The sequence below is a fragment of the Burkholderia sp. 9777_1386 genome (assembly GCF_015712265.1).
Lineage (GTDB): Bacteria > Pseudomonadota > Gammaproteobacteria > Burkholderiales > Burkholderiaceae > Burkholderia > Burkholderia cenocepacia.
Genome location: NZ_JACCQB010000015.1, coordinates 1 through 14879 on the forward strand (window position 1 = coordinate 1; position 14879 = coordinate 14879).

The following is a 14879-nucleotide window of genomic DNA, read 5'->3' on the forward strand; positions in this document are numbered from 1 at the left end:
GAGCGCCTCGTGATCAACGCGCAGAACTGCGTGCACTGCAAGACCTGCGACATCAAGGACCCGACGCAGAACATCGTGTGGGTCACGCCGGAAGGCGGCGGCGGGCCGAATTACCCGAACATGTAACCTGCCGGAACGCGCCGCCACGAGCGGCGCGTTTTTTTGGGACATGGCACACCGCGACAAACGAAACGGGGCGCTGCTTGAAGCAGCGCCCCGTTTTGCATGCTGGGCAGACCACCAGGCGAGGCGCCTCCGCGCCTCCCCTGCTTTGTATCAGGTCGCGCTGCCGGCGATCTTCGGCGTGGGCGTCTCGACGTCGCCGCACTGCGCACGATGGCGCAACGCATGGTCGATCAGCACCAGCGCGAGCATCGATTCCGCGATCGGCGTCGCGCGAATGCCGACGCACGGATCGTGGCGACCGAAGGTTTCGACCGTCGCCTCTTCGCCGGACTTCGTGATCGAGCGGCGCGGCGTGCGGATGCTCGAGGTCGGCTTGATCGCGATCGACACGGTGATGTCCTGCCCCGTCGAAATCCCGCCGAGCACACCGCCCGCGTGGTTGCCGACGAAACCGGCCGGCGTCAGTTCGTCGCCGTGCACCGAGCCGCGCTGCGCGACGCTGTCGAAGCCCGCGCCGATCTCGACGCCCTTCACCGCGTTGATGCTCATCATCGCCTTCGCGATATCGGCATCGAGCCGGTCGAACACCGGCTCGCCCCAGCCGACCGGCACGCCCGACGCGACGACGTCGATGCGCGCGCCGATCGAATCGCCCTCCTTGCGCAGCGCATCCATGTACGCTTCGAGCTCCGGCACGACCGCTGCATTCGGCGAGAAGAACGGGTTCTCGTGCACGTGCGACCAGTCGACGAACGGCACGTCGATTTCGCCGAGGCCGCTCATGTAGCCGCGCACCTCGACCCCGAAGCGCTCGCGCAGCCACTTCTTCGCGACCGCGCCGGCGCCGACGATCGGCGCGGTCAGGCGCGCGGACGAGCGGCCGCCGCCGCGGTAGTCGCGGATGCCGTATTTCTGCCAGTAGGTGTAGTCCGCGTGGCCGGGACGGAACGTCTCGACGATGTTGCCGTAATCCTTGCTGCGCTGGTCGGTGTTGCGGATCAGCAGCGCGATCGGCGTGCCGGTCGTCACGCCCTCGAACACGCCCGACAGGATCTCGACCTCGTCGGCCTCCTGCCGCTGCGTCACGTGCCGCGACGTGCCCGGCTTGCGGCGGTCGAGCTCGACCTGGATGTCGGCTTCGGTCAGCCCCATCCCCGGCGGGCAGCCGTCGATCACGCAGCCGATCGCGGGACCGTGCGATTCGCCGAAGGTCGTGACAGTGAAAAGCGTGCCGAGGGTATTGCCGGACATGATGGAACCGCCCAAAGAGAAATGGGCAAACCGATGCGCTGCCGGGGCCACAGGCAGGTCGATCGTTTGCCGGTCGAGAAAAAGAGGTAAACCGCTATTATGCCAGCCGTCCCGGGCCCGCGGGCCGCGTGAACCGTTCAGACCACACGGGCCGGCGCGGATAAGGGCAGAGGCAACGCGGTACGGCGATCGCAGGCCCTCGGTGTTACGCGCGGGAGCCGCCGAACCGCGGCCCCCATCCCGGCCCGGCGCGCGGATCGATCATTCCGCGCCGGGCTCGGCGCCCGCCTACTTCCGCGCGCCGCGCAGCTCGGTCACCGCCGCCTGCAGCGCCTCGGGCGTCGCCACCGACGCCGGGATCGGTTCGCCGACCGCGAGCGTCAGCCGGCTCATCACGCCGCGCTTGATGGGGCGCGGCATCCGCGCATCGGCATGTCGCGAAAAATAGCTGCCCCACAACCCGCGCAGCGCCATCGGGATCACCGGCGCCGGCGTGCGGCTCAGGATCTCGGTGATGCCGTGATGGAACGTGTTGATGTCGCCCGTCTTCGTCAGCTTGCCCTCGGGGAAGATGCACACGAGCTCGCCGTCCTTCAGCGCGGCCTCGCACAGGTCGTACGCCCGCGCGAGCATCGCGGGATCCTCGTGGCGCGGCGCGATCGGGATCGCCTTCGCATGCCGGAATACCCAGCTCGCGAAACGCGTCTTGAAGATCCGGTGATCCATCACGAAGCGAATCGGGCGCGGGCTCGCGGCGGCCAGCACGAGCGCATCGACGTAGCTGACGTGATTGCACACGAGCACCGCCGCCCCTTCCGCCGGAATCCGTTCCGCGTGCACGAGGCGGATCCGGTAGAACGTATGTACGAGCACCCACGCGACGAAGCGCAGCAGGAACTCGGGCACGAGCAGGTAGATATACGTCGCGACTACGACGTTCAATAGCGCAGTGACGAGGAACAGCCCCGGAATGTCGACCCCGGCCTTGGTCAACCCCATCGCCATCACGGCCGACAGGATCATGAACAGCGCGTTCAGGATGTTGTTCGCGGCGATGATCCGCGCGCGGTGCGTCGGCGCGCTGCGGCTCTGGATCAGCGCGTACAGCGGCACGCTGTAGAAACCGCCGAACATCGCGAGCAGGAACAGGTCGGCGAGGATGCGCCAGTGGCGCGCGCCGGCCAGGAATTCGCCGACCGACAGCAGATGGCCGGGTGACGGCAGCGCGTGGCTCGCGAAATACAGTTCGATCGCGAACACGCTGATGCCGATCGAGCCGAGCGGCACGAGGCCGATCTCGACGCGCCGCTGCGACAGCCGCTCGCACAGGAGCGAACCGAGGCCGATGCCGACCGAGAACGTCGCGAGCAGGATCGTGACGACGTCGGGGCTCGCGGACAGCACGTCCTTCGCGAAATTGAAGAACGACGTGAGGAACGTCGCGCCGACGAACCACAGCCACGAGATGCCGAGCAGGCTCAGGAACACCGTGCGGTTCTGGCGCGCGAGCCCGAGGTTGCGCCAGGTCTCGCTGATCGGGTTCCAGTTGATCACGAGGTCCGGCTGCGGCGCGGGCGTCGACGGCACGCGCTGCGCGACGAGCCGCCCCGCCAGCGCGATGGCGACGACGCTCACCGCGAGCACGCGCTCGCCGCTGCCTTCGATGCCGGCCGCCGCGCCGCCGATGATCGTGCCGATCAGGATCGCGATGAACGTGCCCATCTCGACGAGCCCGTTGCCGCCGACCAGCTCGTGCTCACCGAGATGCTGCGGCAGGTACGAATACTTGACGGGTCCGAACAGCGTCGAGTGCATCCCCATCATGAACGTGCACAGATACAGCAGCGTCGCGCTGTGCGTGACGAAGCCGGCCGCGCCGACCAGCATCAGCACGATCTCGAAGGTCTTCACGAAGCGCGTGAGGGTCGCCTTGTCGTATTTGTCGGCGATCTGGCCGGACGTCGCCGAGAACAGCACGAACGGCAGGATGAAGATCGCGGAAATCAGGAATGCGGCCGTCTTCGCATCGACGCCGGAGAACCGCGCGGTGTGATACGTGACGAGCGACGTGAACCCGATCTTGAAGACGTTGTCGTTCAGCGCGCCGAGGAACTGGGTCGTGAAGAACGGCGCGAAGCGGCGCTCGCGCAGCAGGTCGAACTGGGATGCGTGGGCGCGCCGTTCGTCGCGCCGCCCCGAAGTGGCTTGCGTGTGATCGCTCATGCGGAATGCGCGCGCGTCGTCTGGGCGATGCTGCGCGGGCCTCGTGTTGTCGTTGAAAAAACGGCGGCGCAGGACATGCCTGCGCCGCCGCGTGCCGGATGGCGGCGCCCATGCATCGACGTGCCGGGCGCGACGCGATTCACGGTTTGTGCGCTTCGGCTTCCGATTCCGGCCAGTCGCGGATGTACGCCTTCAGCATCCGGTTCTCGAAGCTCTGCGCCTCGACGACCGTCTTCGCGACGTCGTAGAACGAAATGACGCCCATCAGCACCTTCTTGTCGAGCACCGGCATGTAGCGTGCGTGACGCTCGAGCATCATCCGGCGCACTTCGTTGACGTCCGTTTCCGGCGTGCAGGTGAGCGGCTCGTCCATCACCTTGCGCACCTGCACGTCGCCGATCGCGCCGCCGTTCACGTGCAGGCGCAGGATGATCTCGCGAAACGTCAGCATGCCGACGAGATCGCCGTACTCCATCACGACGAGCGAACCGATGTCGTGTTCGGCCATCGTATCGACCGCTTCGCGCAGCGGCTTATCGGGCGTCACCGTAAACAGCGTGTTGCCCTTCACTTTCAGAATATCGCTGACGCGCATCGTAGTCCCCTCATGCTTGAATGCAAAATCTCTTTCGATCCTATCGGAAAGCCTGTCAAAAGGAAAGCACGGGCCGGCGCGGCGGCCCGCCGCCGCTTGCGGACGCCGGCCGCCGGCCGCACAATGGCCGCATGAACAGCGGCCCGAGGAGACGGCCATGGCGCATACGCATACGGAGCAATTCGCCAGCTTCGCTGATTTCTACCCGTATTACCTGAACGAGCACCAGAATCTCACGTCGCGGCGGCTGCACTTCATCGGCTCGCTCGGCGTGATCGGCTGCGTGGCGATGGCGGTCGCGACCGGCTACTGGCTGTGGCTGCCGGCCGCGGTCGTCTGCGGCTACGGGTTCGCGTGGGTCGGGCACTTCTTCTTCGAGAAGAACCGCCCGGCCACGTTCCGGCACCCGATCTACAGCCTGATGGGCGACTGGGTGATGTTCAAGGACATCTGCACCGGCAAGATCCCGCTGTAGCCGCCGGGCCCGCCTTCAGGCAGGCCGCGGCGGTCGCGCGTGCGGATCGGCCACGCCCGGCGCCGGACCGGCGCTGCCGGCCAGGTGCGCGCCCGCCAGCCGGTGCGCGGCGATCAGCGACGCGAGCGTCACGTCGAACCGGTCGTTCGACAGCACGTCGAGCAGCGCGGCCCCGTCGACGTGGCTGCGGCGTCGCTGGAGTTGGTAGGTCAGCTCGGTGCGATCGATCACCAGCACGTCGAACAGTTGCGCGAGCGTCAACTGCTCCGGATTCGCGAGCAGGATGTAGCGCGGCGTACTCTCGCCGCCGCCGTCGAGCCGCGCGACCCATTCGCGCTCCTCCATCGTCGTCAGCAGCCGCTGCGCGGTTTCCATGTCGCAGCGCAGCATCGTCGCGAGCCGCATCGCCGTGTAGCCGCGCTTGCCGGCCGCGCGCGCTTCGGCCAGCCGCGCGAGCAGCTCCAGCGCGTCGAGCAGGTCGCTGCCCGGATAGTGGATGCGGTGGAATTGCCCGACGCGAATCGCCGGCAGCGCCGACGCCACCATCGCGCCGAGCAGCGCGATGAACCAGCTCAAATACACCCACAGCAGGAACACCGGCAGCGCCGCGAACGCGCCGTACACGGCCGTATAGGTCGGAATGCGCCGCACGTAGTAGCCGAAGCCGCGCTTCGCGAGTTCGAACGCGATGGCCGCGAACAGCCCGCCGATCACCGCGTCGCGCCATGCGACCGCGCAGTTCGGCAGGTACACGTACAGCAGCGTGAACGCGAGCACCGTCAACGGCAGCGACGCGAGCGCGAGCAGCCACTCGACGATCGACGTGGACGGCCCCGCGCCGGTGAACGCGAGCGACTGCGTGAACAGGTACGACGAGATCGACAGGCTCACGCCGAACAGCAAGGGCCCGAGCGTGATCAGCGCCCAGTACGCGAGCACGCGCTGCGCGAACGGCCGCGACTTGCGCACGCGCCAGATCAGGTTGAACGCCGATTCGATCGTCATCATCGTCATCACCGACGTGACGACGAGCACGATCAGGCCGGCCGTCGTCAGCCCCTTGGCCTTCGACGCGAACTGGTTCAGGTACTTGAAGATCTGGATGTTGAACTGCGCGGGCATCAGGTGATCCGCGAGGAACCCCTGCAGCGAGATCTGGAACGACGCGAACATCGGGAACGCGGTGAATAGTGCGAACGCGACCGTCACGAGCGGCACGATGGCCAGCATCGTCGTGAAGGTCAGGCTGCCCGCCACCTGCGGGATCCGGTCCTCGGCGCTGCGCCGGGCCGCGAACTGCGCGAGGCGCTTGATGGTGTCGAGATCGACGCTCAACTTCGGCAAACGGCTTCTCCTTCTTGATGCTGCGCGCGTCACGGCACGCCGCCGCCGCGCTGCGCGACGGCTTCAGCCCCTATAATAGCCGCTCGATTCCAGCAGGGGCCGACTGCACCGGGCACGCGCGCGGCCGCACGCGGCTCCGTCGCCCATGAAAGACATCCTCGTCCTCTATTACAGCCGTCACGGCGCCACGCGCGATCTCGCGCTCGCGATCGCGAACGGCATCGACAGCGTGCCGGGCATGCAGGCCCGCATCCGCACCGTGCCGCCCGTGTCGGCCGTCTGCGAAGCCACCGCCCCCGACATCCCGGCCGACGGCCCGCCGTACGCGGAACTGCGCGACCTCGAGGAATGCGCGGGCCTCGCGCTCGGTTCGCCGACCCGCTTCGGCAACATGGCCGCCGCGCTCAAGTATTTCCTCGACGGCACCACGCCGCAATGGCTGTCGGGCGCGCTGACCGGCAAGCCGGCGAGCGTGTTCACGTCCACCGGCAGCCTGCACGGCGGCCAGGAATCGACGCTGCTGTCGATGATGCTGCCGCTGCTGCATCACGGGATGATGATCGTCGGGATCCCGTACACCGAATCCGCCCTCAGCACGACGCGCACCGGCGGCACGCCGTACGGCGCATCGCACGTCGCGCAGCACGACCGCGCGGCGTCGGGCGGGCTGTCGGCGGACGAGAAGGCGCTCGCGGCCGCGCTCGGCGTACGGCTCGCGCGCGCCGCCGCGGCGCTCGCCAGCGCCCGGTCCGCCGAGGCGGCATGAACGCCCCCGCCCGCCCCGCCGTCGCGGCCCGGCCGCGCTACGCGCTGGCCGCCGCCGCATGTCTCGTCGCGCTGATCGCCCTGTCGCTCGCGTGGGAGCTGTGGCTCGCGCCGCTGCGCCCCGGCGGCTCCGCGCTGATGCTCAAGGCCGTGCCGCTCGCACTCGCGCTGCCCGGCGTCTGGCGGCGTAACATCTATACGATGCAATGGGCGAGCATGCTGGTCCTCGTCTATCTTGCCGAAGGCATCGTGCGCGGCATGTCCGATCGCGGGCTGTCCGCGACGCTCGGCTGGTGCGAGACCGCGCTCGCCGTCGGCTTCTTCGTGGCGGCGCTGGCTTACGTCGCGCCGTTCAAGCGCGCGGCGAAAAAACCGCGCGCCACGTCCTGACCCTTACGCGACAAGGTGATGATGTCCTCCGAAGCTTTCGTTTCCGCGTGCCGCGACGCGATCGGCGCCGACCACGTGCTGACCGATCCGCACGATACCGAACCGTTCCTGACCGACTGGCGCCGCCGCTACAAGGGCGCCGCATGCGCGGTGCTGAAGCCCGCGAACACGGCGGAAGTCGCCGCGCTCGTGAAGCTCGCCAACGCGCACGGCGTCGCGCTCGTGCCGCAGGGCGGCAACACGGGCCTCGCGGGCGGCGCGACGCCCGATGCGAGCGGCAGCCAGGCCGTGCTGAGCGTCGCGCGCCTGAACCGCGTGCGTGCGCTCGATCCGCACAACAACACGATCACCGTCGAAGCCGGCGTGATCCTCGCCGACGTGCAGGCGCGCGCCCGCGAAGGCGGCCGGCTGTTCGCGCTGAGCCTCGCGGCGGAAGGCAGTTGCACGATCGGCGGCAACCTGTCCACCAACGCAGGCGGCACCGCGGTGCTGCGCTACGGCAACGCGCGCGAGCTGTGCCTCGGCCTCGAGGTCGTGACGCCGCAGGGCGAGATCTGGGACGGGCTGCGCGGACTGCGCAAGGACAACACCGGCTACGACCTGCGCGACCTGTTCATCGGCGCCGAAGGCACGCTCGGGATCATCACGGCGGCCGTGATGAAGCTGCATCCGCTGCCGGCCGCGCAGGTCACGGCGCTGGCCGCGCTCGAGTCGCCGCACGCGGCGCTCGATTTCCTCGCGCTCGCGCAGCGCGCGGCCGGGCCTTTGTTGACCGGCTTCGAGCTGATGTCGGATTTCTGCATGCAGCTGGTCGGCAAGCATTATCCGCAACTGCGCTACCCGTTCGCGCAGACGCACGCGCAAACGGTGCTGCTGGAGCTGTCCGACAACGAAAGCGAAGCGCATGCGCGCGCACTCTTCGAGAAACTGATGGAAGAAGCGTTCGAGGCCGGGCTCGTGGTCGACGCGGTGGTCGCGGAGAATCTCGCGCAGTCGCGTGCGTTCTGGGACCTGCGCGAGCACATCCCGCTCGCGCAGGCCGACGAAGGGCTCAACATCAAGCACGACATCGCGGTGCCGATCTCGTCGATCGCACGCTTCATCGACGAGACCGACGCGGCGATCCAGCAAGCCGCGCCGGGCGCGCGCATGGTCACGTTCGGCCACCTCGGCGACGGCAACCTGCACTACAACGTGCAGATGCCCGAAGGCGGCGATGCGAAGGCGTTCCTCGCCGCGTTCCAGGCGCCGATCAACCGGATCGTCTACGACAACGTGCACCGCCACCACGGCACGATCAGCGCGGAGCACGGCATCGGCCAGTTGAAGATCGACGACGCGCAACGCTACAAGTCGCCGGTCGAAACGACGCTGATGCGCACGCTGAAGACCGCGCTCGACCCGCGCGGCCTGATGAATCCCGGCAAGGTCCTGCGCTGAAGCCGCCCACTCCGGAGCCAAGCCCGTGAAAATCCGCGTCCTGTCCGACCTGCACCTCGAAAGCAACCTGCCCGACGCGATCCCGCACGCCGATGCGGATCTCGTCGTGCTGGCCGGCGACATCCACAACCACGCGGAAGGCCTGCGCTGGGCCGCCGAGACGTTCGACCCGGCGGTGCCGGTGATCTACGTGCCGGGCAACCACGAGTACTACGACGGGGAATTCGGCGCGCTGGAGACGGCGATGCGCGACGCGGCGCATACGCTCGACAACGTGCATTACCTGAACAACGGCGTCTACGTCGATCCCGCCCAGCGCTTTCGCGTGCTGGGCACGACGCTCTGGAGCGATTTTTCGCTGTTCGGCCGGGACGAAGCCGACATGGCCGCCGCGATCGACGCCGCGCTGCGCGTGATGCTCGATTTCAAGGGATTGATCCAGGTGACCTGGCCGCACGATGCGGCGCTGCATGCGGCAGCGGGCGAGCCGGAACGGGATTTCGCGCCGGCCGACGCGATCGCGCTGCACCGGCACGGCCGTGCATGGCTGGAAACGCAGCTGGCGGCGCCGTTCGCGGGCAAGACGATCGTCGTCACCCATCATGCGCCGCACCGGCGCTCGCTGGCGGAACGCTATGCGGACGATCTGGCTTCGGCGGGATTCGTGACGGACATGGCGGAACTGGTACGGCCGCCGGTGGATCTGTGGCTGCACGGCCACACGCATACGTCATTCGACTACGTTGCGGACGGCGGCACGCGCGTCGTGTGCAATCCGCGCGGCTACATTCATCGCCGCACCGGCGAACGGGAAAACCCCGCGTTCGCGTGGGACAAGGTCGTCGAGCTCGGCTGAGCGCCGGCCCGGGCGGCCGCGTGGCGCGGCCTTGCCCGTCCGAAACGTGACGGCGGGATCAGCGGCCGGGGCGGCGCGGCTCGCGCACGCGGACCGGCACCGGCTTCATCTGCGCCTTCGCCTTCATCGCACGCAGCAGGTCGCGGGTCGCCGCCGCGGCGGCAGCCGCGCCCAGCAGGACGCCAAGGCCGATCATCAGGTGCGTATCCATCGCTACTCCGGTGTGGTGTATCTCGTTAATTCCAACAGTATCAAACTGTCTGACACACGTTCGTAAAAAAATGTTGCGTGAAGGACAAATCTCGTCAGATTGCGGTCGACCGCGCTGTCATGTCGCACGCGTGTACTGCTCGAGCGCCGCTTCGTCCGCTTCGAGCGTGAGCGGCAGCTCTTCGCGCAGGAAATCGACCCAGGTGCGGATTTTCGCGTCGAGGTACTGGCGCGACGGATACAGCGCGTAGATGTTCATCACGTGCGACCGGTACTCGGGCATCACGCGCACGATGTGCCCGCTACGCAGCCAGCCGATCGCCGAATAGAGCGGCAGCCCGCCGACGCCCATCCCCTCCCGCACGGCCACCGCGAGCGCCTCGGCGACGTTCACGCGAAACGGCGGCGCCGTGATCGGCACAACCTCGTCGCCGTTCGGCCCCGCCAGCGCCCATTCGTCGAAGTGAAAGCCCGGCGCGACCATCCCCAGGCACACGTGCTGTGCGAGATCGGCCGGCCGCTGCGGCACGCCGTGCGACTCGACGTAGCCCGGCGATGCGCAGACGACGCTGTAGCTCTCGCCGAGCCGCTGAGACACGAGCCCCGAATCGGGCAGGTCGCGGCCGACGACGATCGCGACGTCGTACCCCTCGTCGAGCAGGTCGGGCATCCGCTGCGCGAGCGTCAGCTCGACGTGCACGTCCGGATAGCGCTCGCGGTAGCGCGCGATGGCCGGCACCAGATAGTGCTGGCCGAGGCTCGTGAAGCAATGGACCTTCAGCTTGCCGGACGGGCGCGCGTGCGCGTCGCCCGCCTCGGCTTCGGCCTGGTCGACGTAAGCGAGGATCTGTTCGCAGCGCTGCAGATAACGCTCGCCGGCCTCGGTCAGCGCGATCCGGCGCGTCGTGCGGTTCAGGAGACGCGTGCGCAGGTGGGCCTCGAGATCCGAGACCGCGCGCGACGCGTAGGCGGTGGTCGAATTCATCTGCTGGGCGGCCGCGGTAAAGCTGCCCGCGTCGACCACGCGGACGAATACCCGCATGTTTTGTAACGTATCCATCCCATTACCCGTGTGAATCCGGAGGGATTGTTGCACAGGGTCCAACAAATATTATCTCAGGATTCGTAAAAATGACTTGCACCGTTGTCCATTTATTCAGGAATCACTGAAAAATATAATCGCCTCCGACTCATCTATATCCGAAAGGGAGAAAATCGTGCAGTCTCCGGCGACAAAAGGGACGCTCGCACTGGCGGTTCTTGCAGTCTCATTAATAATGGCCGGTTGCGCGAGCATGGGCGACAACAAACCCCAGTCCACTCGCATCGAAGCGAACGCACTCGACGCCGGCGCGGCCATCCGCGCCGCCGACCGCGACGCGGGCTGGCCCGCCGCCGACTGGTGGCGCGCGTACCGCGATCCGCAGCTCGATGCGTGGATTGCCGCCGCCCAGGCCGGCAACCCGACCCTCGCGGCCGCCGAGGCCCGCGTGCGCGAAGCGCAGGCAATGGCGCGCGTCGCCCGTTCGGCCGAACTGCCGCAGATCAACGGCAACCTGTCGCTGATGCGCCAGCACTGGCCGGACAACGTGTACTACGGCCCGGGCCCGCTCGCGAACGCCGACACCTGGAACAATACCGGCTCGCTCGGCCTGTCGTACCACCTCGATCTGTGGGGCAAGGACAAGAACGCGACCGAGCGGGCGCTCGACACCGCGCATGCGACCGCCGCCGACGCACGGGCGGCGAAGCTCGAACTCGAAGTCAACGTCGTGCGCGCGTATGTCGGCATGTCGATGAACTACGCGCTGCTGGATCTCGCGCACGAGACGTTCGAACGCCAGCGCTCGCTCGCGGATCTCGCGCGCAAGCGGCTGCAGGCCGGCCTCGGCACGCAGCTCGACGTGAGCCAGGCGGAATCGACGCTGCCCGACTACGAGCGCCAGATCGACAGCTATGAAGAAGCGATCCAGCTCGCGCGCCATCAGCTCGCCGCATTGGCCGGCAAGGGCCCGGGCGCCGGCGACGCGATCAAGCGGCCGCAGCTTGCGCTCGACGCGCCGGCCGGCCTGCCGTCGGCGATGCCGGCCGACCTGCTCGGCCGCCGCCCCGACGTCGTCGCGGCGCGCTGGACGGTCGACGCGCAGGCACGCGGCATCGACGTCGCGAAGGCGTCGTTCTATCCGAACATCGACCTGCTCGCGACGGTCGGCGGCTTTGGCGTGACCGCGCCGTTCACCGACTTCCTGCGCGCGATGAACGGCGGCTGGACGGCCGGCCCCGCGCTGTCGCTGCCCATCTTCGAAGGCGGCCGGCTGCGTGCGCAGTTGGGCGCCGCGAATGCCGGCTACGACCAGGCGGTCGAGCGCTACAACCAGACGATCGTCGGCGCGCTCAAGGACATCGCCGACCAGGTCGTGCGGATCCGCTCGCTCGATACGCAGAAGAAGGACGCCGCGCGCTCGGTGGCGGCCAACAATCGCAGCTATCAACTGTCGCGCGAAGGCTTCCGCCGCGGGCTGACCGATTACGTGAACGTGCTGGTCGCGCAACAGCAACTGCTGCGCGCGCAGGAGACGGCCGCCCGCATCGATGCGGAACGCCTCGCCGCGCATGCACAGTTGATGGCGGCGCTCGGGGGTGGGGTCGAGACGGGCAGCGACGTGCCGAAGGACGAAGCCGCCGCCGCGGTTGCCGTGCCGGGCACGAAGTCCGCGGCAGCGGTCGCCCGGCCCGCGGAAGTCGCCACCACCGGCGCGTCCGGCGTGCCGGCCGCACGGTAACGCGGAGCGTCGCCATGTCTGCCTCCTCCCCCGCTTCCACGCCCGCCGGCGGTCCGTTCGCGGCCTGGTATGCCGCGTTCGGCGACTGGGCCCGCACCGACGGCGCCGCGTGGCTCTACCTGTTCAAGGCGCTGCTCGCCGCGTTCATCGCGACCGGCGTGTCGATGCGGCTCGACCTGCCCGCGCCGAAAACGGCGATGACGACCGTGTTCATCGTGATGCAGCCGCAAAGCGGCGCGGTGCTCGCAAAAAGCTTCTACCGCGTCGCCGGCACGATCTTCGGGCTGATCGCGACGCTCACGTTCGTCGGGCTGTTCCCGCAGCAGCCGCAGCTGTTCCTGCTGGCGGTCGCGCTGTGGGTCGCCCTGTGCACGGCCGGCGCCGCGCGCAACCGCAACTTCCGCAGCTACGGCTTCCTGCTGGCCGGCTACACGACCGCGCTGATCGGGCTGCCCGCGTCGCAGCACCCGGACGGCGCGTTCATGAGCGCGATGACGCGCGTGGCCGAAATCATGGTCGGGATCGTGTCGGCCGGCGTGGTCAGCGCGCTCGTGTTTCCGCAGACCACCGGCGAGCAGATGCGCACGACGGTGCGCAAGCGCTTCGGCAGCTTCGTCGACTACGTCGCGGCGGCGCTGTCGGGCCAGCTCGACCGCGCGCATATCGAAACCATCCATACGCGTTTCGTCGCCGACGTGGTCGGGTTCGAGGCCGCGCGCAGCATGGCCGTGTTCGAGGATCCGGACACGCGGATGCGCAGCGGCCGCCTTGCGCGGCTGAACAGCGAGTTCATGAGCGCGTCGAGCCGGTTTCATGCGCTGCACCAGTTGATGAACCGGCTGCATGCGGCCGGCGCGCAGGCCGCGATCGACGCGATCGAACCGTACTTTCGCGAGATCGCGCCGCTGCTGCTGACCCCTGCCGGCGAACCGGTGCGCACGTCGGCCGACGCGGGCCATGCGGCCGCGCAACTGCTCGCGTGGCGCGACGCGCTGCCGCGCCGCATCCGCGCGACCCGCGCCGCGCTCGAAACGCAGCCGGACTTTCCGCTGCTCGACTTCGACACCGCCGCCGAACTGCTGTACCGCTTCATCACCGACCTGCACGAGTACGCGGCCACCTACGCGTCGCTGTCGAGCGCGACGCACGAACGCGAACGCTGGATCGAGCGCTACGAGCCGCGCACCAACGCGACGGCGATGGTGATCGCGGCGATCCGCACGGCAACCGTGATCCTCGTGCTCGGCTGGTTCTGGATCGAGACCGCGTGGCCGAGCGGCGTGACGCTCACGCTGACCGCGGCGGCCACCTGCGCGCTCGCGTCGTCGACGCCGCGCCCGACCGCGATGTCCGCGCAGATGGGCATGGGCACGGCGCTCGCCGTCTGCACCGGCTTCCTGCTGACGTTCGGGATCTATCCGCACATCGACGGCTTTCCGCTGCTGTGCGTCGCGCTCGCGCCGCTGCTCGCGATCGGCATCTTCATGACGCTGAAGCCGAAGCTCGCCGGCTACGGGATGGGCTACCTGATCTTCTTCAGCTTCCTCGCCGGCCCGGACAACATCACGCACTACGATCCGACCGGCTTCATGAACGATTCGCTCGCGCTCGTGCTGTCGATGCTCGCGTCGGCGATCGCGTTCGCGGTGCTGTTCCCGCCGACCGCGCCGTGGCTCAAGAAGCGGCTGTTCGCGGACCTGCGCCACCAGGCCGTCGCGGCCGGCCACGCGCGGCTCGCGGGCCTGCGCACGCGCTTCGAAAGCGGCGCGCGCGACCTGATGTACCAGGCGCACACGCTGTCGGCCGACCAGCCCGACGTGCAGCGCGACGCGCTGCGCTGGATGTTCGCGGTGCTCGAAACCGGCAACGCGACGATCGACCTGCGTCACGAGCTCGCGACGCTGCCGTCCGACCCGCGCTATGCGCCCGCGATGCCGTGGCGGCGCGCGATCGAGACGATGCGCAGCGCACTGTCGGCATTGTTCACCCGGCCGAGCGCCGCGCGTTTCGACGCGACGCTCGCCGCGACCAATGCGGCGATCGACGCGACCCGGCAAACGCTCGATGCGTTCGAGCCGTCGCGCGACGAGCGCCACCGGCTGCAGCGCATCCTGAGCCACCTGCATTTCGTGCGGACCGCGCTGCTCGACCCGGAATCGCCGCTCGAGCCGCTCAACCGCAACCGCCCCGTGCATCCCCAACCAGGAGCCTCGTCATGATGCCGCGTGAAATCGCCATTCTCGATGCCTACATGCCGACGGTGGTGCTGATGTTCGTCCTCGGCGCGATCGCGACCTGGGCTGTCGACCGCCTGCTCGCCTATACGGGCCTCTACCGTCTCGTCTGGCACCCGTCGCTGTTCCGGGCCTGCCTTCTCGTCTGCATTTGCGGCGGACTGAGTCTTGCCGTTTACCGTTGATT

15 protein-coding genes are annotated in these 14879 nt (G+C 68.4%); 9 read left to right on the forward strand and 6 right to left on the reverse strand.

Annotation, left to right across the window (positions count from 1 at the left end):
• The coding region (locus H0X91_RS14035) for a 4Fe-4S dicluster domain-containing protein (RefSeq protein ID WP_141718689.1) at positions 1-126 on the forward strand (126 nt) is incomplete at its 5' end.
• Between the two features lie 150 nt (positions 127-276).
• Here H0X91_RS14035 and aroC read toward each other — a convergent pair.
• The 3 genes from aroC to H0X91_RS14050 all read right to left on the reverse strand — a co-directional run bounded on the left by aroC (position 277) and on the right by H0X91_RS14050 (position 4195).
• The gene (gene aroC / locus H0X91_RS14040; RefSeq protein WP_006488506.1) at positions 277-1377 is read right to left on the reverse strand and encodes a chorismate synthase; all 1101 of its coding nucleotides are present in this window, start codon (positions 1375-1377) and stop codon (positions 277-279) included.
• A 288-nt stretch (positions 1378-1665) separates the two neighbouring features.
• Positions 1666-3600 carry an MFS transporter gene (locus H0X91_RS14045; RefSeq protein ID WP_006488514.1) on the reverse strand — a complete coding sequence of 645 codons (1935 nt, stop codon included), beginning with the start codon at positions 3598-3600 and terminating at the stop codon, positions 1666-1668.
• A 139-nt stretch (positions 3601-3739) separates the two neighbouring features.
• Entirely contained in the window at positions 3740-4195 is a 456-nt protein-coding gene (locus H0X91_RS14050) for a CBS domain-containing protein (protein WP_006488504.1), read from the reverse strand.
• 157 nt (positions 4196-4352) lie between these two features.
• Here H0X91_RS14050 and H0X91_RS14055 point away from each other — a divergent pair, with 157 nt between their 5' ends.
• Positions 4353-4670, forward strand: coding sequence for an Mpo1-like protein (locus H0X91_RS14055; RefSeq protein ID WP_006488510.1), 318 nt, complete (start codon positions 4353-4355; stop codon positions 4668-4670).
• Between the two features lie 15 nt (positions 4671-4685).
• Here H0X91_RS14055 and H0X91_RS14060 read toward each other — a convergent pair whose 3' ends face one another.
• A complete protein-coding gene (locus H0X91_RS14060; RefSeq protein ID WP_196433096.1) occupies positions 4686-6014 on the reverse strand; it encodes a YihY family inner membrane protein in 1329 nt (442 codons plus the stop codon).
• Between the two features lie 145 nt (positions 6015-6159).
• Here H0X91_RS14060 and wrbA point away from each other — a divergent pair, with 145 nt between their 5' ends.
• The 4 genes from wrbA to H0X91_RS14080 are packed head-to-tail and all read left to right on the forward strand — an operon-like array spanning position 6160 to position 9465.
• Positions 6160-6780: an NAD(P)H:quinone oxidoreductase gene (gene wrbA / locus H0X91_RS14065; RefSeq protein ID WP_012492548.1), complete on the forward strand. Its 621-nt coding sequence runs from the start codon at positions 6160-6162 to the stop codon at positions 6778-6780.
• Complete coding sequence (locus tag H0X91_RS14070; RefSeq protein ID WP_006497741.1) at positions 6777-7169, forward strand: DUF2069 domain-containing protein; 393 nt, start codon at positions 6777-6779, stop codon at positions 7167-7169. The genes wrbA and H0X91_RS14070 overlap by 4 nt, the downstream gene beginning before the upstream one ends.
• A gap of 18 nt (positions 7170-7187) precedes the next feature.
• Entirely contained in the window at positions 7188-8609 is a 1422-nt protein-coding gene (locus tag H0X91_RS14075; RefSeq protein ID WP_034200667.1) for an FAD-binding oxidoreductase, read from the forward strand.
• A 25-nt stretch (positions 8610-8634) separates the two neighbouring features.
• Positions 8635-9465 (forward strand): metallophosphoesterase, encoded by an 831-nt coding sequence (locus H0X91_RS14080; protein ID WP_006485635.1) that lies wholly within the window; start codon positions 8635-8637, stop codon positions 9463-9465.
• 58 nt (positions 9466-9523) lie between these two features.
• On the opposite strand, the gene H0X91_RS14085 is transcribed toward H0X91_RS14080, so the two are convergent.
• A complete protein-coding gene (locus tag H0X91_RS14085) occupies positions 9524-9676 on the reverse strand; it encodes a hypothetical protein (protein ID WP_006476208.1) in 153 nt (50 codons plus the stop codon).
• 117 nt (positions 9677-9793) lie between these two features.
• Positions 9794-10735 (reverse strand): LysR family transcriptional regulator, encoded by a 942-nt coding sequence (locus tag H0X91_RS14090; protein WP_006485634.1) that lies wholly within the window; start codon positions 10733-10735, stop codon positions 9794-9796.
• A 157-nt stretch (positions 10736-10892) separates the two neighbouring features.
• Between H0X91_RS14090 and H0X91_RS14095 the strand changes: the two genes are divergently transcribed.
• From H0X91_RS14095 to H0X91_RS14105, 3 genes are read left to right on the forward strand one after another with little or no spacing between them, the layout of a single operon-like run.
• Positions 10893-12458 carry an efflux transporter outer membrane subunit gene (locus H0X91_RS14095; protein ID WP_012492547.1) on the forward strand — a complete coding sequence of 522 codons (1566 nt, stop codon included), beginning with the start codon at positions 10893-10895 and terminating at the stop codon, positions 12456-12458.
• Between the two features lie 14 nt (positions 12459-12472).
• On the forward strand, positions 12473-14677 hold the full coding sequence (locus tag H0X91_RS14100) for an FUSC family protein (RefSeq protein ID WP_062884578.1): 2205 nt from the start codon (positions 12473-12475) through the stop codon (positions 14675-14677).
• Complete coding sequence (locus H0X91_RS14105) at positions 14674-14877, forward strand: DUF1656 domain-containing protein (RefSeq protein WP_006476212.1); 204 nt, start codon at positions 14674-14676, stop codon at positions 14875-14877. The genes H0X91_RS14100 and H0X91_RS14105 overlap by 4 nt, the downstream gene beginning before the upstream one ends.
• Positions 14878-14879: the final 2 nt, after the last annotated feature.